This window comes from Flavobacterium sp. KACC 22763 (assembly GCF_028736155.1).
GTDB lineage: Bacteria > Bacteroidota > Bacteroidia > Flavobacteriales > Flavobacteriaceae > Flavobacterium.
The window spans coordinates 5126682-5146331 of sequence record NZ_CP117879.1; the positions used below are offsets into that span (position 1 = coordinate 5126682).

A 19650-nucleotide genomic window follows, 5' to 3' on the forward strand; every position below is an offset into this window, starting at 1 on the left:
GTGAAGTAGAAGGAGTCAACCCAATTTTTGTCATCCCGAGGAACGAGGGATCTCCGCAAGTAGCTCGACAATCAAAATAAAAAAAAACAAACCTCAGTCTTTTTTAATAAAGAGCTGAGGTTTTTTATTTGGGCATGCCCCGCCAGAAAAAGGCGGGTCGGGCTATCCGCTGCAATCTTTTTATTTTTAAAGAAAAAATAAAAAGGATTTCCACTTCTATCCCTCATGCGGGTTTAGTGGAATTATCGTGTGTAATAAGTTTAACTTAGTGTCTTAATTTGTTATAATTCTGCTATTTAAAGGATATTGGAGTCTGTTTTCTTTTTTACTTTTGTTAAATTATCTAAACAAGAGAAGTTATAAATAAATATTGGCATGAAAGAATTATTTGAAAATATCAGATTAAAGCATCAAAATAAAATAGTAACATCACTTTGTAAGAAGTTACAAGAAAAATGTTCTTTTAATAGTGAAAAAGATATCAGAAATTTAAACGATCTTGCTTTTTGGATTTATATTATTGGAGATTTAGAAAATGCAATAAAAATTATTGATGAAACAACTAATGTTAGTTTTAATGGCAAATATAATGTTTGGGATTACATACATAATTTATGGATGTTAAAAGTTAGGATATTAAGAGAGAGAGGGAATTTATCAGAAGCGAACAAAATAATTGAAAAGATAATTGAACACGATCTTATTCCAAATGAAGTTTTTGATACTAAAGAAAAGAAAGAGCGATTGAGAGAAAAAATAATCAATCGTACAATTTATAGTGAAATTAACTGTAAAGAAGAAATTGAAAGTAGTCTAATAGATAATGATATAAAAGAAGCAAATAATTGGCGATTTATAGCAATTATTAAAATGATTCGCTATAAAGAAGAAGGGGTTTACCCTGATTTGATTCAAAAAAATCAACTAATTGAAAGCGACATTTATGATTATATAAATATTTTAAAAAACCAGTGAATCTATTGCCTTCTAGATTCCAACTCCTTTTTAATTTCCTTTAAATTCTTCAGATTCAAGAAAAGAATAGGCAATAACGCAACAGGAATAACATTCATAGCGCTAAACCCTTTCATAAAAACAATGAATATATTAAGAATGAATAACATAAAAAGAACCACGCAAAAAATAGTATTCACGGTTTTTAATGTTTTCTGATTTTTAATCAGTTCTTCAGTGGTCATTTCGCTGAATTTTGTGTCTTTCATTTTGTAAGTTGTTATTAGCACATTTCTTTCAATTGTTCCAAATAGTCTCTCTGATTCGAAAGCCTCGGAATCTTATGCTGACCGCCCAATTTATCTCTTTCCTTTAGCCAGTCATAAAATAAGTTCTCTCTGGCAACATTAACCACCAAAGGATTTAATGTCATATTGTTATAGCGTTTCGCCTCGTAGTCGGAATTTAGGGTTTGCAAGGTTTCATCTAGTACTTTTTGGAAAAGACCTACATCGGCAGGATCTTTCTTGAATTCGATCATCCACTCATGAGCGCCTTTTTCTTTGTCGTGCATAAAAATAGGAGCAACCGTATAATCGATAACTTCAGTTTGAGTCACCTGACAAGCTTTTGCAATAGCTTGATCAGTATTTTCAACCATTAGTTCTTCGCCAAAAACATTAATATGATGTTTGGTTCTTCCCGTAACTCTAATTCTGTACGGATTTAAAGAAGTAAAACGAACCGTATCGCCAATTAAATAACGCCACAAGCCAGAATTTGTAGTAATAACAATGGCGTAGTTTTTATTCAATTCAACATCTGCCAGACGAACCACTTTTTGGTTTGGAGTTCCAAAAGTATCCATCGGAATAAATTCATAGAAAATTCCGTAATCCAGCATTAATAATAAATCGCTTGAATTATTTAAATCCTGAATCGCAAAAAAGCCTTCAGAAGCATTGTATATTTCGTAATATCTAAAATCCTTGCTTGGCAATAGTTTTTTGTACTGTTCTCTATAAGGAGAAAAACTTACGCCTCCATGAAAATAAACTTCCAGATTTGGCCAAAGTTCTAATAAGCTCTGTTTGCCTGTGTTTTCAAGAACTTTATTCATTAAAACCAGCATCCAAGACGGAACTCCAGCAAAACTGGTTACATTTTCATTTTTAGTTTCGTTGATAATGGCTGCAATTTTCGTTTCCCATTCGCTCATTAACGAAGTTTTACTGCTTGGAGTACTGCTGAATTCGGCCCAAATAGGCATGTTTTCAATCAAAATAGCCGATAAATCTCCAAAGAAAGTATTGTTGTTTTCGTAAATCTGAGAGCTTCCGCCCAAGCGAAGACTTTTTCCTAAAAACAATTCAGAATCTTCATTATTATTTAAATAAAGACACAAAAGATCTTTACTGCCCTTGTAATGGCAATCTTCCAGAGCTTCATTGCTTACAGGAATAAATTTACTTTTTGCATTTGTTGTGCCACTCGATTTGGCAAACCATTTAATTGGACTTTCCCAAAAAACGTTTTGCTCTCCCAAACGTGTGCGTTCAATAAGTGGCTGTAATTCTTCATAAGTTGCAATAGGAACTCTTTCAGCAAATGTCTGATATGAATTAATGCTCGAAAATTCATATTTTTTTCCAATAACTGTATTTTCAGATGCCGTCAATAAGTTATGCAATAATTCTTCTTGAACTTCATTTGGGTATTTTAAAAAAAGTTCTATTTGATGAATCCTTTGTTTGAGGACCCAGGATGCAAACGAATTGATAATTGATAAAGGCATGGATGTGTTTTTTAGTTAAAGGATTTTAGGTTTTTAAATCTTACAATCTTTGCAAAACAAAAAACTTAAAATTTGAATATCGAGAGACAAATAGTAACTTTGTCTTCATATCAAAAATAATATTTTTTTGTAAAAAACAATTCTATTTGAAGTAAAGATTCTATCTAATAAAACGAATTTTAACACAAAAAATTTTAAATCTTTTGATAAATCGAAATCAGCAATTATAAATAAAAATACAAATGCAATATCAAGGCGTACTGACAAAAATGCAAACCGAACTTGGAAGCCCAATTCAATATTATTTGGTTTTTGAAGATAGTTTCTTAAATGTGAATCAATTATTGGATAAAGAAATTGAAATCAATTTTGTAGGCTACCAATGCTTGAATTGCGGTAAAAAGAAAAAAATATACCGACAAGGTTTTTGTTACGAGTGCTTCTATTCAAGTCCAGCAGTTGGAGATTGGATTATGAGACCAGAATTGAGCACGGCGCATCTAGGAATTGCAGATAGAGATTTAGAATATGAATCAAAAGCTCAGTTGCAGCCTCACATTGTTTATTTGGCTTCAGCTTGCGAAATAAAAGTTGGCGTAACCCGTAAATCGCAGGTTCCAACTCGTTGGATAGATCAAGGCGCTTCTCAAGCTATTGCAATTGTTGAGGTTCCAAACCGATATCTGGCTGGAATAACTGAGGTGGCACTAAAAGATCATTATACCGATAAAACCAATTGGAGAAAAATGTTGCAGAATTCTGTTGAGAATTTTGACCTTATTGCAGAAAAAGCCAAAATTGAAAGTTTAATTCCAGCAGAAGTTAAAGATTATTTTTATGCTCAAAAAAATGACGTTTACGAACTTCAATATCCAGTTTTAAGCTATCCTTCAAAAGTGAATAGTTTAAACTTAGATAAAACCCCTTCTTTTAGCGGAAAACTAACTGGAATTAAAGGGCAGTATTTATTATTTGAGAATGGAACGGTATTTAATATCCGCGGATCAGAAGGTTATGTGGTCACAATAGACGTCTAGAGTTTCTGGGGAATTGTCGATGTTTTTTGCGTAACTGTCTAGTAATTTGTTAAATACAAGATAATTTATTGTAATTTTAACTCAATTCCAAAGACAATAGCATGTGAATATTGATACATTTGATTACAATTTTGTAACAAATGCTTATTGGAAGAATTTATTTTTAGAAAATAAAAGAAGGTAGATTTGAAAATACCACTATTTCTAAATTAATCAAGATTTTGTAATCGTAAATTATTCCATAAATGAGTGTTTTAAACAAAATAAATGTGCACAGACGTAGCATAATGCGGAGCCTCACAAAGAATGTTGGAAAGGCAAATATGCAAGACGATTTTATTTTGGTCGATAAGAGCGAAATCAAAAAAGTTCTTATTTGTAGACCAAATGGAAGGTTAGGAAACCTTTTATTGATTACACCACTCGTTCAGGAAGTGTCTGAAATGTTTCCAAATTGTAAAATTGATTTATTTGTAAAAGGTACATTGGCTCCCATTATTTTTGAAAAATATGACGTTGTTGACAAAATAATTCATTTGCCGAAAAAACCATTTAAAAGCTTAGTGGAATACTCAAAGGTTTGGATTTCATTAAAAAGAGCACACTACGATTTAGCCATTAATGTAGATCAAAATTCTTCTTCGGGCCGATTGGCAGTTCAATTTTCAAATGCAAAATACAAGTTTTTTGGAGATTCCAACGAGGAGTCGGCAGAGCAAAAAAATGATTTTGAACATATCGCAAAATATCCCGTTTATAATTTCCGAAATTTTTTATCAAAACTGAGAATGCCGACAAACAGCAATAAAATAATTGCTCCTATAGATCTCAAATTATCAGCTTCTGAAATTACAGAAGGCAGAAAAATATTAAAAGAACTGACCAATAACGATAAAAAAACAATCTGCATTTTTACTTACGCAACAGGAGCAAAATGTCTATCAGAAGAGTGGTGGGAAAAATTTTATTCTCAGCTTATTTCAGAATATAAAGATTATAATATTATTGAAATTCTGCCTGTAGAAAATGTGTCTCAAATCGGATTTAAAGCACCAACATTTTATAGCAAAGATATTCGCGAGATAGGATCAGTTATTGCAAATGCTGAGTTATTTATTGGTGCAGATAGTGGAATCATGCATTTGTCAAGCGCTGTACATACACCAACTATCGGACTGTTTTCTGTTTCTAATCTAAAAAAATACGAACCTTATGATAATTGCAGTATCGGTATAGACGTAAATCTCTACACGAAAAAACAATACATAAAAACGATAAATACAATTTTGAATAATGGAAGATTAAATAGTTATTCAAAAGCAATATAAAAACAAAAAATCCTGTTCGAATGAACAGGATTTTTTGTTTTTTAAGATGCTAAGGCTCTAAGGTGCTGAGGTTTTAAGTTTTTTTTAGCTTTAGAAAAGCTTAGTGCCTTAGAACCTTAGCATCTCAGCACCTTTTTATGGATTCTTTTTCTTGAAAAGACCATTCAATAAATCACTTGCTTTTTTGGTTACTTCTTGAGTTTTCTGCTCTTTTTCAGTTTTAGCAGCCTGAGTCGTATCTTTTGCCTTAGTATTTTTGTTGATCAAATCGGTAAGCGCTGAAGTTCCTTTTTGAGTCAGTTTTTCTTTCTGCTGATTTACCAATTGTGTGGTTAAATTGCTCACAGCAGCTTTCATATCTGTACTGATTTTAGGATTTGAAAAATTACCAGTCAAAGAAGCATTGATTGGAATATTATCCAGTTTAGCAGCATCAGCAGGGGACATTTTTGAAATTAAATTATTGGCTTCAGTTCCTAAATATTTGGCAGGAACATCAAATTTTAGAGTATAATTCATAGTTTGATCAAAACCATGAGTTCCTCCAACAGTTACTTTAATATCTTGGTATTTAATATCAAAAGGTTTAACATTTACTTTTCCGTTATCAAAAGTTAAAGCCGCTTTAATGTCATTCAGATTCACTTTATTTAAATCAACAAACTTCACATTCGAACTTAATGCAGTAAGTAAAGTGGAGTTTTTCGAGTTTACTGTAGTAGACAGTAATTGTCCGATTAAATCTCCAGAAATCGATTTAAGATCTGGAGTCAATTCTTTTGCGTCCAAATTACCATTCAGTTTGATAGTTGAATTCAGTTTTCCGTTAATGATTCCAGCAATTGGTGCAATTTTTTTCATCATGTCCAACTGCGTAAATGTCTGTGCAATATCAACTTGATTAAAGCCTAAATTCATGTCAAAAGTTGGCACTTTTTCTTTTGTAGAAACTGCTCCGTTAAGACCAATAGATCCTCCGAAAATATTTGTTTTAAAGTTTTCAAGAGTTGCTTTTTCATCTTTAATAAGCAATCTACCAGAAACATCTTTTAGTTTTAAATTGTCATATAAAACCGTTGTTGCTTTTGCGTTTAATGTACAATTTAAGAAAGCAGGAATCTTCATTGCATCAGCTGGCTTTGCTGGAGTTTTGGTTTCTTCTTTTGCAGGTTCACCAGCAGTCATGAAATCGTCAACAGCCAATTGGTTTGAGCTCATGTTGAAGTTTCCTTTCAGTTCTTGTTTTTTAAACATAAAACCATAGAAATTCTCTAAAACTCCATTAATGCTAATATCACTTTTACCAGTCGTAGCATCAAATTGCTTCAAGTTAATTTTACTCGGATTGAATTCAACAAGCGCTGTGCTGATGTTCATCGATTTGTTGTTCTCATCAGTATATTTAAATCCTGACAAGCTCATTGTACCAGCATTTTTGATATTTTGATATTGGCTTTTTTCTACAGAAGCCATATCAAAATTTGTTGTAACATCAGCTTTTAATATACCAGCCAAAGGTTTATCCATTTTGATTGGATATGCTTTTGAAAGATTAGCCAAGTTGATTGTTCCTTTTAAAGCCGCATCGATAATAGGATTTACAGTAATGTTTTTGATATTCGCTTTAGCGTTGAAAACATCCTGATCAATTCTAAAAGATAACTTATCTAGGTTGACATAAGTATCATTTAAAATTCCAGTCTCGTTAATGATTTTCGTATCAATTACAATATTTTGAACCGATTTTGGAAGGTTTGGATATTGGAAAGAAGCATTGTTAGATGCAATTTCGATATTAAATTTAGGAACAGTTGTATCTGTCAATTCTCCTTTTGCAAAACCATTTACTGTAAAATCTCCAGTAGTTTTTACACCGTCTAAACCAGCAGCATAAGCAGAAGGAATTAAACCTAAGAAATTGGTAAAAGATGAAGTAGGAGTTTTAAATTTTAAATCATAAATCTGAGCTTTTTCAGTCATTTGAATGAATCCGTCAAATTCTAATGGCAATTGATTAATTAAAGCTTTATTCTCTTTAAAAGTATATTTGCTTTTCTCTAAATCAATTCCAAGAACAGCGTCTAAAGTTAGTTTCACATTTTTCATGTAATTCATTTTATCCATGTCCAATGAAACTTTTGCAGTAGATTTTGTAGCCAGATCTAATTTTGAATTGGTGAAATCTCCAGTCCCTTCGTGGTTTAAACTGTCAATTACCATTTTAATCTTAGAACCTTGATCGATGTATCTAAAAGTAAAATTCTCAATTTTATAGTTTTGAATTTTCAATGCAAGTGGTTTGCTTGCTTCGTCTTTCTTGTCTTCTTTTTTGTCTTTTAGAGCAATATCAAAGTTTCCAACACCATCTTTATTGAAAATGATATTTACTAATCCGTTAGTAGAACTAATTCCCTGAATGCTTAAAGGCTCTTCTTTTCCTTTGAAAAGCTCTTTAATGCTCATTTTTAAATTTAATTCTCCTAACGAAACCAAGGTGTCACCTTCAAAAGGAGCTTTGTTAATGATAACTAATTTCTCGATTCCAACTGTCGCGTTTGGAAAATTCTTAAATAAACTTAAATCAGCATCTGTAAAACTTACTTTGGCATCAACACTTTCGTTGATTGCTTCAACAATTTTAGCTTTGATTTGGTCTTTAAACAAAAACGGAATGGCAAATAATGCCGCAACAAATACCACAAGGACTATGGCACTTATTTTTAAAACTTTTTTTAGCATATAAATAGATTTGAGGGTTTACATTTTTAAAATCGACTCCTGCAAAAATAGTTTTTTTTACTAGAGTTTAAAGATAAAGTTTTCTTAATTATGTAAGAAAATTATTAAAATTGTTAAATAAAAAAAATCCGTTGAGAACTATTTTCAAAACGGATTTTTTAGGGTGTTTATTTTATTATTTATTAATAAATGAAACTATTTTCTCGATCAAGACTTCTGAAATAGGAAGTGTTTCGTTATTGTAACTGGCTAAATTAGCTTCTTGACCGCCATCAACAATTTTCATGATATGATTCATTTTGTCAATAATCTGCAAGTCTGCATTTTTGTTTGCCTGTTTTAAATTTTCGGCATCTTTTACTGCAATCTGAATATCATTATTTCCTTGTACTAATAAAATAGGAATGGTAAGCTTTTGTATTTCGGTTTGCGGATTGTATTTGAACCACGAAATTAGATAAGGCTGAACGCTTGGCCTGAAAAGAGAATTTAGCATCGGGTCGACTTTCTTTACCTCAAATCCATTTTTTAAACTATCAATAATTGGGAAAGTCATGTCATTAAGCTGTTTCATTGACTTTGCTCCAATCTGCGTTTTCAAAATCTGATCTGCTGGTTCGCCCGCGCCTGCAATCGAAATAAACTTATCTGCTTTTCCACTGGCAACCATTCCAATCAAAGAACCTTCGCTGTGACCAATTATAATTATTTTAGAAAAACGTTTATCCTGTTTTAAATAATTAATCCAGCTTTTCGCATCTTGAATATAATTTTCAAAAACCAGACTGCTTTCAGAACCTCCGGCAGCTTTGCTTTCTCCGATTGCTCTTTTGTCGTATCGTAAAGACGCAATTCCGTTTTTTGCTAAAGCTTCTGCCAGCATTTTCAACGAATTGTTTTTCATCATCGGATTATTTCCGTTTCGGTCCGTTGGGCCAGAACCCGCAATGATTAAAGCAACTGGAAACTTTTTGGTTAAATCTGGCGTTGTTAGCGTGCCAAAAATTTGATCGTTATTGATCTTTAAAATCGCTGGTGTTTCCTTAAACGTGATTTCTTTTTGATTTTGAGCATTTATAAAACTCCAAAACAAAACCGTCAAAAAAAGAATTACTTTATTCATCTTTTAATTCAAATTAATAAATATTGATTCCGTAAGGCAATATGGCTTGCACTCCTTTTTGTTTTTGGAATTTCTTAACCTGCTCAATAAGTAGATAATTTTCTTCTCCAATTTCTTCTTTTATAAACGCCTCTTTTGATTTTGCAAAAGGAAGATTACCTAATAGATCGTTTAAGGTTTTTTCGTATTCAGGATAATTCTGAGTACTGTAATTTTTTATTTTAGCGATTCTTGCTGCTTCAGCAATGGCATCATTTAGTCCGCCTATTTTATCAACTAAACCAATCTTTAAAGCTTCGGTTCCAGACCAAACTCTACCTTGTGCAATAGAATCAACTTGTGCAAAAGTCATTTTACGGCCTTCGGCAACATGGGTTACAAAAGTGTTGTAGATTTTCTCAACTCCTTCTAAGGTAAAAGCTTTGAATTTTTCATCGACAGGTAAAAACGGACTGTAGTTTGCGGAATTTTCATGCGTTTTAACCTGCTCAGAATTGATTCCTAATTTGTTAGCCAATGGACTAAAGTTAGGCAGCATTCCGAAAACCCCAATAGATCCTGTAATCGTATTGTTTTCGGCAAATATTTTATTGGCGTTACAGGCAATATAATAACCGCCAGAAGCAGCATAATTACCCATAGAAACTACAACGGGTTTAACTTTTTTGGTAATTTCGATTTCTCTCCAAATTAAATCTGAAGTCAAAGCGCTTCCACCTGGGCTGTCAATTCTAAGAACGATAGCTTTAACATCGTCATTTTTTCTAGCTTCTTGCAAAGAACGTCTCATTGAACCTTCTCCAATAGTATTTACATCTCCTTCGCCGCTTCCAATTTCGCCTTGAGCGTAAATAATGGCAATCTGATCTGACGCTGTATTAGCTAATGCTGTTGTTACGTTATTTTGAGTATAATCTGAGATTGAAATTTTATTATAATCTTCGTCTTTGTCTACTTTCAGCGCTTTTCTAATGGCATCATGATAAACATCTTCGTAAGCAATAATATCAACCAAATGCTGTTGTTTGGCCATTTCTGGAGTTCTTGCCAGAAGTCCGTTTGCAATTTCGTTTAATTTAGGAAGCGGAATATTTCTGCTTTTTGAAATATCAGCAGAAACGGTAGCCCAAATAGAGTTCAAAAGTGCAGTGATTTGTTCTCTGTTGGCATCACTCATTTTATTTTCTAAGAAAGGTTCAACGGCACTTTTATATTTTCCGTGACGAATAACCTCCATGCGAATTCCAGATTTATCCTGAAAATCTTTGAAAAACATAATTTCAGAAGAAAGACCTTTAAAATCAAGATCTCCAGCAGGATTTAAATAAATAGTGTTGGCAACAGAATTTAAATAATATTCTTTTTGCGAATAAGTGTTGGCATAAGCCCAGACAAATTTTCCAGATTTTTTAAAGCTTTCTAGAGCATTTCTTAAATCTTTATATTGCGCAAGACCAAGAGAAGATTCATCATTTAAAATCGAAATTCCTTTGATGTTGTCATCTGTTTTTGCCGCTTCAATTGCATTGATAACATCTGTCAAACCAATGCCTTTTTTGTCTGAAAAGACAGTTACCCAAGGATCTTTATATTTTCCTGCGTAATCATTTTTAATTTCTTTTAAATTCAATTCAATAACCGAATCCGATTTAACCGAAACAGTGTCGTCTCCGCCAAAAATGGCTCCGATAAAGATTACTCCAAAAAAGAAGAGCATAATAAATACAAAAATACCAATTACTGTGGCAATTACATTTCCTAAAAACTTCATATGTATATTTTTTTAATAAGTAGCGAAAAAGGGCAAAATGTTACAAATTAGACTTCTAAATTATTGATGAGATTTGAGACGTCGTTTCACAAATATATTGGTTAATTCTAAAATAGTTTTAGTTAATTTGCATTAATTATGAAATTACAGCATCAAGTCGTTTTATCGATAGGCAGCAACCAAGGCAGCAGACTAGAAAACATTCAGAAATGTATTGATTTGATACACCAAAATGTAGGGACTGTTATTGAGGTTTCAAAACTTTACGAAACTCCTGCATGGGGTTTTGAGAGTGATGCGTTTTATAATTGTGCACTTCTTTTGCATACCTATTCTTCTGCACAAAAAGTATTAAATCAGGTTTTAAAAGTTGAAAAAGAATTGGGAAGAATCCGCTTGAATCAGGAAGGATATCAGTCTAGAATTATCGATGTTGATTTGATTGCTTTTGATGCTGAAATAATTGATACAGAAAAACTTCAAGTGCCGCATCCATTAATGCAGAATAGAAACTTTGTTTTACTGCCAATGCAGGATTTAAAGTTGAATTGGAAACATCCTATTTTGCAGAAAACAATTTCAGAATTGATCGCGATTACTCCAGATGACAGTGTGTGTACGGTTGTTCAGGATTTGAAAAGTCCGATAGGAGAAATTCCGTTAAACCAATTTAATTATGTTGCTTTTGAAGGAAATATTGGTGCAGGAAAAACTACTTTGGTGCATAAAATATCGGAAGATTTTAACGGAAAAACGGTTTTAGAGAGATTTGCAGATAATCCGTTTCTTCCAAAGTTTTACAAAGATCAGAACCGATATGCGTTTCCTTTAGAAATGTCTTTTTTGGCCGATCGCTATCAGCAATTGGCAGATGATTTGGCTCAATTTGATTTGTTTAAAGATTTTATCGTTGCAGATTATCATATTTTTAAATCACTGATTTTTGCAAAGATAACGCTTGCAGAAGATGAATATCGTTTGTATAGAAATCTATTCGATATTATTTACAGAGAAATGCCAAAACCTGATTTGTATATTTATTTGTATCAAAATACAGATCGTCTTCTTCAAAATATCAAAAAACGCGGACGAGTTTATGAACAGAATATCGAAGCTGCATATTTAGAAAAAATCAATAATGGTTACTTGGAGTACATAAAATCGCAAACCGATTTGAATGTTTTAATTATTGATGTTTCTAATCGTGATTTTGTGAAAAACCACGAAGATTACCTTTATATATTAAATGAAATTAAGAAGAAGCTTAATTGAAATGGGTCAATTAGATAATTAGAAAATGAGACAATTAGATAATTTTCTGAATTTATCGTTTCAAATTATCTAATTATCAAATTGGCACATTGACTAATTAAAAATCATCTTTTTAATGTAAAATGTCCTCTTAAAACAGGCATTGAATCATCTACTTTTAAAGCATACCAATAATCTGAAGCAGGAAGCGGAACTTGATTTAAAGTGCCATCCCAGCTCATTTTGAAACGGCTTAACTGCGCGACTAATTTTCCGTATCGATCAAAAATGGTCACTACAGCCTGTGGATAATTTTCCATTCCAGTTACTTCCCAGATATCGTTGTATGTATCATTGTTTGGTGTAAAAAATGGAGGGAAAACAAGCACTACAAATTGTTTGGTAGTTCCACCGCATCTGTTTTTTTCTCTCACATAAGCAGTTTGCAATCCACCAGGAACATCGTAAAAAACTGTAGAATCTTGGTAATAGACATCATCAACAGAATACTCAAAATAATCTTCTGCTTTCACGGGATAAATAATGACTCTCGTTCCTTCGACATCAACGCGTGCAATTTGAGGAATCATATGTTCCTCAACTATAATTGTTTTTGTACTCGAACAGTTTTCGGGACTTGTAACAACGACCGTATATTTGCCTCCTTTAGTAACCGTAATTTGTTGTGTAGCTTCATTGGCATTTGACCATAAATAACTCATTCCAGAAATTCCTGCGTCTAATGTAATAGACTTGAACTGGCACAAAGGCAAAGTTTCGTCTGTAACAGCTGGAGGTGTGTTAATTACAATGTTTATAGGGGTTCTAGTTGTATTTTTGCATCCATTATTTGATGCCTCGGCATAGTAAGTTGTATTGGATGAAATTGTTGGAGTTGTAAAAGTTGTTCCTGTAAAAACACTTGTTCCGTCAGTTGGAGAAGTAAACCAGTTTATTGTTCCAATATTTGAAGTTGCTTTAATTGTTAAAGATCCCGCACCACAATTAGTATAAGTATCTTTTTCTGCTATTGGAGTTGCGGGAGTTGTATTTACAGTTGCTTTTACTGACTTGCGATTAGATTCGCAGCCCGCATCAACATAATAAGTTGTAGTTGCGGTTATTGGTGATGTAGTATAAGTTGAACCTGTTGCTAATAAATTTCCGCCAACAAGAGCGTCAAACCATCGAATTGTTGCTCCAGCTGTCGCAGTTGCATTAAAGGTGAAACTTCCAGAATCGCAAACTGGAGTTGGATCAATAGAGGTTATTGCTTCTGGGATAGTGATTTTGGTGCTAGCAGCAATTTCTAGCGGAACTTCGCCTGGCATTCCACCATATTCTACAATATATCCTTTCGGCTGATAAGGATCTCCAGAGGTAAGTGATCCTGTATTTGATAAATCATTCCAAGAACCTCTTATTCCAACACCTGGTTGCGTAATGTGTGCATAATCTTCATCACCTTGCTGATTTGGTTCGCCTGTGTTCCAAAAAGCATAATTTGGTGTCGAGCCATTTGCATTTCCTCTCCAAAAAATAGTTCCTGCTTCTGGACCAGTAACCCATTTCCAAATACCTTCAGTTTCTGCATCACTTCCGCCAATCCATCCAGTTCCAGAAGCTTGCTCGCCAATTAATTTTGCTTCATCGGCAGATAGAATTGTTGCTAAATAACCTTGAAGGCCATAATAAGTACTAGATGCAGCTAAATCTCGTGCATTTGTCCAAGTAACACCTATATTTGGAATAAAGAGATAATAATGTCCAGTAGAAGGCAGATAATTAGCTTGTCCAATTGTAATGGAAAATGTTCTTGTTCCGTTAGCTGTTGCAGAAGAATTAGTAAATACAACATCTTTTACTGCTGAGACAAAATCATCATAAGGAATGTCAGCGGCAGTTGTTCCTGATAATCTTAGTTTTCCAGATGTAGAGTCCCAACTGGTTAGAATATTAGGATGCAAGCTCGGATTTGTTAGTTCTAATCGATCAAAACCATTTGAATAACCAGACGAAATTTGGATGTAAAGTACTTGTGTTCCGTTTTCGGCAATATCATGATCAATTCTAAAGTCGGTTACAATGTTGATTGATGTCTGTGGACAGTAAGGTTGATCTCCCTTCGCAATAAGCTTTGGAGGATCAATTACGACACTGCTTTTCTTTTGTTTTTTTATTTTTGAATTTACGCTATGTTTTGAGAAGTGTGCATTCTTTTTGTTAAAAGTTTTTGTATTTTCATTCGCATTAGAAAAATTAAAACTTAAAACAGAAAATAAAAAGAAAAAGATTGCTAATTTGATATTCTTCATTCGCTAAAAATATCAATTAATTAAGAATAAAAAAATAAATTTTTATTCAGGCCAATTTATTTTTTGAAATAAATCCCAAACCACAATTCCGGCACTTACAGAAATGTTAAGAGAGTGTTTTGTTCCTAGCTGAGGAATTTCAATACATCCGTCGCAGATTGCAACAGCTTCTTGTGATACGCCATAAACCTCATTTCCAAAAACCAAAGCATATTTCTGATTTTTTTCAACTTTAAAATCTTGAAGAAAAATCGCACTTTCAACTTGCTCAATAGCCATAGTCAAAACATTTTCTTTCTTTAAATTTTCAATCACTTCCAAAACATTCTCATGATGTTCCCAAGCAACAGTTTCTGTTGCACCAAGAGCCGTTTTGTGAATTTCTTTGTTTGGAGGAGTTGCAGTAATACCGCATAAAATTATTTTTTCAATCAAAAACGCATCAGCTGTTCTAAAAACAGAACCAATATTGTGCAGGCTTCTAATATCGTCTAAAACTAATATTAAAGGGGTTTTCTCCGATTTTTTAAAATCTTCAATTGATTTACGGTCTAGTTCGCTGTTTTCGAGTTTTCTCATTGTTTTAAATTCATGCATAAAAAAAGCTTCCAAAGATAAGGAAGCTTTTTGATTATTTTAAATGTTTTTCAGATTAGCTTTTTACTGGATCTGGTAAAACAGTACCTTTAATAGTAAGGATTTTTGTTGGTTGTCCTTCAGCGTTAGATGTAACAGTTACAGTTTTTGTAAAAGCACCAACTCTGTCAGTAGCATATTTTACACCAATAACACCTTTAGCTCCTGGAGCGATTGGTTCTTTTGGAGTAGTTGGAACAGTACATCCGCAAGATCCTTGAGTGTTTGTAATGATTAATGGTTTTGTACCATTGTTAACAAAAACGAACTCACGTTTTCCATCTGCATTGTGAGCGATAGTTCCGTAGTCAATAGTTTCAGTTTCGAAAAGCATTCCTGCTCCTTCAACTTTAGCAACTTTAGCAGCTTTAGCTTTTTTAGTTGTTTGTGCATTTGTAGCCGTGATACCAGCAACAGCCAACATAGCGAATAAAATTATTTTTTTCATCTTTAAGGGTCTTTTTTTAAATGATAAACAAAGCTATATAAAAAACTTAAATCAGTAACTAAAAATATCTTAAAATATTTTAATTTTTGAAGCTTTCGATATGCCACCAAAAAATCATAAATTCGCTGTCTTAATTTTTTCATTTAAAATATAATAATTTGGCAGCTAAAGAGAAAGTGGTGAAAGAAACACCTTTAATGAAACAGTACAACGAGATCAAGGCTAAATATCCTGATGCATGTCTGCTTTTCAGAGTAGGAGATTTTTATGAAACCTTTGGAGAAGACGCCATTCGAGCTTCTAAAATTTTAGGGATAACCTTAACTAAAAGAGGAGCGGGGTCTGATACAGAAACAGCGCTGGCTGGGTTTCCGCATCATTCTGTAAATACTTATTTGCCAAAATTGGTAAAAGCCGGACTTCGTGTTGCAATCTGCGATCAGCTGGAAGATCCGAAAATGACTAAAACAATCGTGAAAAGAGGGGTAACGGAGCTTGTAACTCCAGGAGTTTCTTTGAACGATGAGGTTTTACAGTCAAAATCAAACAATTTCTTAGCATCTGTTTTTTTTGCTAATAAAAATATTGGAATTTCATTTTTAGATGTTTCTACAGGAGAATTTTTAACCGCTCAAGGAAATGCAGAATACATTGATAAATTACTGCAGAACTTTAATCCGAGCGAGGTTTTAGTGCCAAAGAATAATAAAGGAGATTTTAAAAATGCGTTTGGAGAAGATTTTCATAGTTTTTACTTAGAAGATTGGATTTATAAAGAAGATTATGCTTTGGAAACTTTAACGAAGCATTTCCAAACGAATTCCTTAAAAGGATTTGGTGTTGAGGAATTAAAAGAAGGAATTATTGCTTCTGGTGCCATTTTGTATTACTTATCAGAAACACAGCATAACCGTGTGCAGCATATTACAGCGATTCAGCGTATTGCTGAAGATGCGTACGTTTGGATGGATCGCTTTACGATTAGAAACTTAGAGTTGTATCACAGCTATAACCCAAATGCAGTTACACTTTTGGATGTTATCGATAAAACGCTTTCTCCAATGGGAGGGCGTTTATTGAAGCGTTGGTTGGCTTTGCCATTGAAAGATGCGAACAAGGTAAAAAGCAGACATGAGGTTGTGGCTTATTTGAAATCTAATCCTGAAATTCTGCATAATATCCAATATCAGATTAAACAGATTTCAGATTTAGAACGTTTGATTTCTAAAATTGCTGCAGGAAAAGTTTCTCCTCGTGAAATCGTGTATTTAAAGGAATCTTTGGATGCCATTATTCCAATTAAAACTCTTGCGTTAGAAAGTCCACAAGAAGCGGTAAAAGTTATTGGAGACAGTTTGCATGCTTGTGATTTGCTTCGCGAAAAAATTAAGACTACACTAAATCAAGATGCTCCAGTTGCCATTTCAAAAGGAAATGCCATTGCGAGCGGAATAAATGAGGAACTGGATGAACTTCGTGCGATTTCGACTTCAGGAAAAGAATTTTTAGAAGGAATTGAAAAAAGAGAATCTGAAAGAACAGGGATTTCTTCACTGAAAATTTCGTTTAATAATGTTTTCGGATATTATATCGAAGTTAGAAACACCCATAAAGATAAAGTTCCAGAAGAATGGATTCGTAAACAGACTTTGGTAAATGCGGAGCGTTATATTACCGAAGAATTAAAAGAATACGAAACTAAAATCTTAGGAGCTGAAGAAAAGATCTATAAAATAGAAAGCGAGCTTTTTGAGCAATTAGTAGCTTGGATTTCTACTTATATCAAACCTGTTCAAATGAACGCGTATTTGGTTGCGCAATTGGATTGTTTGTGTTCGTTTACGCAGATGGCTGTCGAAAATCAATATGTGCAGCCTGAAATCGATGAGACATTCGAATTGGATATCAAAAATGGAAGACACCCTGTAATTGAAAAACAATTGCCAGTTGGAACGCCGTATATCGCCAATGATGTTTTCTTAGATAGAGAAACGCAGCAGATTATTATGATTACCGGACCTAATATGTCGGGTAAGTCGGCTATTTTAAGACAAACGGCTTTGATTGTGCTTCTGGCTCAAATGGGAAGTTTTGTTCCTGCTGATAGTGTTAGAATGGGAATTGTAGATAAGATTTTTACCAGAGTAGGAGCTTCAGACAATATTTCGATGGGAGAATCTACTTTTATGGTAGAAATGAATGAAACAGCTTCTATTTTGAATAACATATCGGATAGAAGTTTGGTATTGTTAGATGAGATTGGAAGAGGAACCAGTACTTATGACGGAATCTCGATTGCGTGGGCAATTGCCGAATTCTTGCACGAACATCCAGGAAGAGCTAAAACGCTTTTTGCAACACATTATCATGAGCTAAACGAAATGACGGAATCAATGCCAAGAATCCAGAATTTCAATGTGGCAGTAAAAGAATTAAAAGATACCGTTCTTTTTGTTAGAAAACTGGTAAAAGGAGGAAGCGCTCATAGTTTTGGAATTCACGTGGCGAAAATGGCAGGAATGCCTCAGCTAGTTATTTCGAAAGCACAAAAACTTTTAAAGAAATTAGAGAAGAATCATTCAAGCGATGCTTTAAACGGAATAAAATCGGCAAATGAAGAAATGCAGATGAGTTTCTTTAATCTGGATGATCCTTTGTTGGAAGAAATAAAAGAAGAGATTCTGAATCTCGATATTAATGCAATTACACCAGTAGAAGCGTTGATGAAACTGAATGAGATCAAAAGAATGCTGGTTAAAAAATAAAATCCAAAATTTTTTCAAATTTAAACTTTAGGTTATCAGAACGTTATAAAATAAGTGGATTTTTTTTTGAAAAAACACTTGTGTAATTGAATAAATGTCCTAAATTTGCACTCGCAATACGAAACAAATCAAGTGTTGCAGTTCTTAAACAAAATTTGAAAATGCGAAAATAGCTCAGTTGGTAGAGCGCGACCTTGCCAAGGTCGAGGTCGCGGGTTCGAGCCCCGTTTTTCGCTCTAAGATCATACAATGCTCGGATGGTGAAATTGGTAGACACGCTGGACTTAAAATCCAGTGAACAGCAATGTTCGTGCGGGTTCAAGTCCCGCTCTGAGTACTAAAGCCTCTTCTTTTGAAGAGGCTTTTTTTATTTGCATACTTGCAGGGAATAAATTTACGCAGTAAATTTATTAGAATCTCAGAATCTCAGAATCTCAGAATCTCAGAATCTCAGAATCTCAGAATCTCAGAATCTCAGAATCTCAGAATCTCAGAATCTCAGAATCTCAGAATCTCAGAATCTCAGAATCTCAGAATCTCAGAATCTCAGAATCTCAGAATCTCAGAATCTCAGAATCTCAGAATCTCAGAATCTAGAAAAATCTAAAGTCAACAATCTAAAATCTAAAATTTATAAATGGGTGCTTTTGTAATTAGTAAGCGATTTAATGATGAATATAAGTTTACGTTTACCTCTCGAAAAGGGAAGGTTATTTTTACGAGTTTGAGTTATGAGTTAAGGTTTGAGTGTGAAGAGGATATTGAGAAGTTTAAGGCGAATATCGATCTTGCGAAATTTTTGAAGTTTAAGGGTTCTGGAGGAAAGTATTTTTTTAAATTGATGTTGGGTGATGTTCATTTCGCTACAAGTCGAAAATACAGCACGGAATTGCTTTTGCAGAAAGGGATAAAAGAAATTGTAACATATTCCTCTAGGTCGGAAATTTTGGATTTCTCTTCGAGTGAGTCGATTTTTGGTGATGAGGAGGTTGAAGAGGAAATGGAAGAGGCTGCTGAATAAATAAAAAAAAGCGTTCATAATTTATGAACGCTTTTTTTATTGCTTGTGGATTAATGGAAAAATTAATCACAAAAAAAACCATCTAAAAAGATGGTTTTAAAATCGTTAGAACTTAGGTTCTAATTATTTTTTTACTTCTTCTACTTTAGCAGCAGCAGAATCAACTTTAGCAGCAGCAGAATCAACAGTTGCAGCAGCAGAATCAACAACAGCAGCAGCTGAATCAACAGCAACAGCAGTAGAATCTACAGCAGGAGCTTCAGCAGCAGCGTCAGCTTTTTTACAAGATACAACAGTTAATACAGCAACAACAGCTAAACTTAAAAATACTTTTTTCATCTTACTTTATTATAAAAGGTTAATTATTAATTCGTGGCAAAGATATAAATTTTTTAATATGTAAAATATTTTTTCACTTTTTTTTTAAAATATTTTCCTTACTCACGTTTATCTTATTTATCAAAGAA

The 19650-nt window shown here is 33.3% G+C and carries 15 protein-coding genes and 2 tRNA genes; 8 read left to right on the plus strand and 9 right to left on the minus strand.

Annotation, left to right across the window (positions count from 1 at the left end; translation table 11 throughout):
• The first annotated feature begins 375 nt into the window (after positions 1–375).
• A complete protein-coding gene (locus PQ463_RS21560; RefSeq protein ID WP_274255423.1) occupies positions 376–975 on the plus strand; it encodes a DUF6707 family protein in 600 nt (199 codons plus the stop codon).
• A gap of 2 nt (positions 976–977) precedes the next feature.
• On the opposite strand, the gene PQ463_RS21565 is transcribed toward PQ463_RS21560, so the two are convergent.
• Positions 978–1223, minus strand: coding sequence for a redox-active disulfide protein 2 (locus tag PQ463_RS21565; RefSeq protein WP_274255424.1), 246 nt, complete (start codon positions 1221–1223; stop codon positions 978–980).
• Positions 1224–1237: 14 nt separating this feature from the next.
• Complete coding sequence (locus PQ463_RS21570; protein WP_111364933.1) at positions 1238–2749, minus strand: GH3 auxin-responsive promoter family protein; 1512 nt, start codon at positions 2747–2749, stop codon at positions 1238–1240.
• Between the two features lie 242 nt (positions 2750–2991).
• On the opposite strand from PQ463_RS21570, the gene PQ463_RS21575 reads away from it, so the two are divergent.
• Together PQ463_RS21575 and PQ463_RS21580 are read left to right on the plus strand one after the other, a co-directional pair.
• Positions 2992–3786, plus strand: coding sequence for a DUF2797 domain-containing protein (locus tag PQ463_RS21575; RefSeq protein WP_274255425.1), 795 nt, complete (start codon positions 2992–2994; stop codon positions 3784–3786).
• A 245-nt stretch (positions 3787–4031) separates the two neighbouring features.
• Positions 4032–5114, plus strand: a complete 1083-nt coding sequence (locus PQ463_RS21580) for a glycosyltransferase family 9 protein (protein ID WP_274255426.1) — start codon at positions 4032–4034, stop codon at positions 5112–5114.
• Between the two features lie 135 nt (positions 5115–5249).
• On the opposite strand, the gene PQ463_RS21585 is transcribed toward PQ463_RS21580, so the two are convergent.
• The 3 genes from PQ463_RS21585 to sppA all read right to left on the minus strand — a co-directional run bounded on the left by PQ463_RS21585 (position 5250) and on the right by sppA (position 10747).
• The gene (locus PQ463_RS21585) at positions 5250–7853 is read right to left on the minus strand and encodes an AsmA-like C-terminal region-containing protein (protein WP_274255427.1); all 2604 of its coding nucleotides are present in this window, start codon (positions 7851–7853) and stop codon (positions 5250–5252) included.
• A 175-nt stretch (positions 7854–8028) separates the two neighbouring features.
• On the minus strand, positions 8029–8976 hold the full coding sequence (locus tag PQ463_RS21590; RefSeq protein WP_274255428.1) for an alpha/beta hydrolase family protein: 948 nt from the start codon (positions 8974–8976) through the stop codon (positions 8029–8031).
• 13 nt (positions 8977–8989) lie between these two features.
• Entirely contained in the window at positions 8990–10747 is a 1758-nt protein-coding gene (sppA, locus tag PQ463_RS21595) for a signal peptide peptidase SppA (protein ID WP_274255429.1), read from the minus strand.
• Positions 10748–10885: 138 nt separating this feature from the next.
• Between sppA and folK the strand changes: the two genes are divergently transcribed.
• Positions 10886–12019 (plus strand): 2-amino-4-hydroxy-6-hydroxymethyldihydropteridine diphosphokinase, encoded by a 1134-nt coding sequence (gene folK / locus PQ463_RS21600; RefSeq protein ID WP_274255430.1) that lies wholly within the window; start codon positions 10886–10888, stop codon positions 12017–12019.
• A gap of 104 nt (positions 12020–12123) precedes the next feature.
• On the opposite strand, the gene PQ463_RS21605 is transcribed toward folK, so the two are convergent.
• The 3 genes from PQ463_RS21605 to PQ463_RS21615 form a co-directional block, all read right to left on the minus strand.
• On the minus strand, positions 12124–14313 hold the full coding sequence (locus tag PQ463_RS21605) for an Ig-like domain-containing protein (RefSeq protein ID WP_274255431.1): 2190 nt from the start codon (positions 14311–14313) through the stop codon (positions 12124–12126).
• 42 nt (positions 14314–14355) lie between these two features.
• Positions 14356–14892, minus strand: coding sequence for an RNA methyltransferase (locus tag PQ463_RS21610; protein WP_111364948.1), 537 nt, complete (start codon positions 14890–14892; stop codon positions 14356–14358).
• Positions 14893–14965: 73 nt separating this feature from the next.
• Positions 14966–15397 (minus strand): DUF1573 domain-containing protein, encoded by a 432-nt coding sequence (locus PQ463_RS21615; RefSeq protein ID WP_008467274.1) that lies wholly within the window; start codon positions 15395–15397, stop codon positions 14966–14968.
• Positions 15398–15555: 158 nt separating this feature from the next.
• Between PQ463_RS21615 and mutS the strand changes: the two genes are divergently transcribed.
• The 4 genes from mutS to PQ463_RS21635 all read left to right on the plus strand — a co-directional run bounded on the left by mutS (position 15556) and on the right by PQ463_RS21635 (position 19183).
• Positions 15556–18162: a DNA mismatch repair protein MutS gene (gene mutS, locus PQ463_RS21620; RefSeq protein WP_274255432.1), complete on the plus strand. Its 2607-nt coding sequence runs from the start codon at positions 15556–15558 to the stop codon at positions 18160–18162.
• A 163-nt stretch (positions 18163–18325) separates the two neighbouring features.
• A tRNA-Gly gene (locus tag PQ463_RS21625) sits at positions 18326–18398 on the plus strand.
• A 15-nt stretch (positions 18399–18413) separates the two neighbouring features.
• Positions 18414–18499, plus strand: a tRNA-Leu gene (locus tag PQ463_RS21630).
• Positions 18500–18799: 300 nt separating this feature from the next.
• On the plus strand, positions 18800–19183 hold the full coding sequence (locus PQ463_RS21635; RefSeq protein ID WP_274255433.1) for a DUF1508 domain-containing protein: 384 nt from the start codon (positions 18800–18802) through the stop codon (positions 19181–19183).
• A 123-nt stretch (positions 19184–19306) separates the two neighbouring features.
• On the opposite strand, the gene PQ463_RS21640 is transcribed toward PQ463_RS21635, so the two are convergent.
• Positions 19307–19522 (minus strand): PG1828 family lipoprotein, encoded by a 216-nt coding sequence (locus PQ463_RS21640; RefSeq protein WP_008467260.1) that lies wholly within the window; start codon positions 19520–19522, stop codon positions 19307–19309.
• Positions 19523–19650 lie beyond the last annotated feature (128 nt).

Bases quoted from the DNA above. Each gene is read 5' to 3' on its own strand.
- PQ463_RS21615 (WP_008467274.1), bottom strand. From the start codon at position 15,397: ATGAAAAAAATAATTTTATTCGCTATGTTGGCTGTTGCTGGTATCACG.
- PQ463_RS21575 (WP_274255425.1), top strand. From the start codon at position 2,992: ATGCAATATCAAGGCGTACTGACAAAAATGCAAACCGAACTTGGAAGC.
- PQ463_RS21610 (WP_111364948.1), bottom strand. From the start codon at position 14,892: ATGAGAAAACTCGAAAACAGCGAACTAGACCGTAAATCAATTGAAGAT.
- sppA (WP_274255429.1), bottom strand. From the start codon at position 10,747: ATGAAGTTTTTAGGAAATGTAATTGCCACAGTAATTGGTATTTTTGTA.
- PQ463_RS21585 (WP_274255427.1), bottom strand. From the start codon at position 7,853: ATGCTAAAAAAAGTTTTAAAAATAAGTGCCATAGTCCTTGTGGTATTT.
- PQ463_RS21560 (WP_274255423.1), top strand. From the start codon at position 376: ATGAAAGAATTATTTGAAAATATCAGATTAAAGCATCAAAATAAAATA.
- PQ463_RS21640 (WP_008467260.1), bottom strand. From the start codon at position 19,522: ATGAAAAAAGTATTTTTAAGTTTAGCTGTTGTTGCTGTATTAACTGTT.
- PQ463_RS21635 (WP_274255433.1), top strand. From the start codon at position 18,800: ATGGGTGCTTTTGTAATTAGTAAGCGATTTAATGATGAATATAAGTTT.
- PQ463_RS21565 (WP_274255424.1), bottom strand. From the start codon at position 1,223: ATGAAAGACACAAAATTCAGCGAAATGACCACTGAAGAACTGATTAAA.
- PQ463_RS21580 (WP_274255426.1), top strand. From the start codon at position 4,032: ATGAGTGTTTTAAACAAAATAAATGTGCACAGACGTAGCATAATGCGG.
- folK (WP_274255430.1), top strand. From the start codon at position 10,886: ATGAAATTACAGCATCAAGTCGTTTTATCGATAGGCAGCAACCAAGGC.
- PQ463_RS21590 (WP_274255428.1), bottom strand. From the start codon at position 8,976: ATGAATAAAGTAATTCTTTTTTTGACGGTTTTGTTTTGGAGTTTTATA.
- PQ463_RS21570 (WP_111364933.1), bottom strand. From the start codon at position 2,749: ATGCCTTTATCAATTATCAATTCGTTTGCATCCTGGGTCCTCAAACAA.
- PQ463_RS21605 (WP_274255431.1), bottom strand. From the start codon at position 14,313: ATGAAGAATATCAAATTAGCAATCTTTTTCTTTTTATTTTCTGTTTTA.